Here is a 972-nt window from a genome sequence, read left to right as displayed (position 1 = left end):
AGATCTGCGAGTTGGCCGGTCGGCCCGATATCAAGGTCTATGCCGGCGCCATCCGGCCGCTGGCGCGCGAACTCGTCACCGCCGAGGAAGTGCATGGCAAGACCGGCCTCAACGGGCCGCAATTGCCCGAGCCGACGATGCCACTGCAGGATCAGTACGCTGTCGACTTCATCGTCGAGACGCTGATGCGCGAAGAGAGCGGCACGATCACGCTCTGCCCGCTCGGACCGCTCACCAACATCGCGCTGGCGCTGATTCGCGAGCCGCGGATCGCGCCGCGCATCAAGGAAATCGTGTTGATGGGCGGCGGCTTCTTCGAGGGTGGCAACGTCACCCCGTCCGCCGAATTCAATATCTATGTCGACCCGCAGGCCGCCGATGTGGTGTTCAAGTCCGGGATTCCGATCGTGATGATGCCACTCGACGTCACACATAAGGCGCTGACCACCGCCAATCGCACGCAGGCTTTCCGCGATCTCGGCACCAAGGTGGGCATCGCCACGTCGGAGATGCTGGAGTTCTTCGAGCGTTTCGACGAGGAGAAATACGGCACCGACGGCGGGCCGCTGCACGATCCGTGCGTGATCGCCTATCTCATCAAGCCCGAGCTGTTCAAGGGCCGCAACTGCAACGTCAGCGTCGAGACCTCTTCCGAGCTCACCATGGGCATGACGGTGATCGACTGGTGGGGCGTGACCAAGCGGGAAAAGAACGCCATGGTGATGCGCGACATCGACCACGACGCGTTTTTCGCGCTGCTGGTCGAGCGGCTAGGGCGGCTCTGAAAGCTCCCTTCTCCCCGTTTACGGGGAGAAGGTGCCGGCAGGCGGATGAGGGGCGGCGCGAATGTCGGTGTTTTGCCTGCAATCCTGGCGCTGCCCCTCACCCGGTCGCTTCGCGACCACCCTCTCCCCGTAAACGGGGCGAGGGAAGGTAGGCGCTACTTCGCCTTCGAGAAGGCCAGCCAGAGGC

Annotated in this window: 1 protein-coding gene; it reads left to right on the top strand. The window is 63.7% G+C overall.

Going from position 1 to position 972, the window contains the following annotated elements; translation table 11 throughout:
* On the top strand, positions 1 to 785 hold a 785-nt coding region (locus EOA33_RS36875; RefSeq protein WP_145989557.1), incomplete at its 5' end, for a nucleoside hydrolase.
* Positions 786 to 972: the final 187 nt, after the last annotated feature.

This window comes from Mesorhizobium sp. M4A.F.Ca.ET.050.02.1.1, assembly GCF_003997725.1.
Lineage (GTDB): Bacteria > Pseudomonadota > Alphaproteobacteria > Rhizobiales > Rhizobiaceae > Mesorhizobium.
Note: the sequence above shows the minus strand (reverse complement) of the source record. Positions and strands in the feature narration are given on the sequence as shown.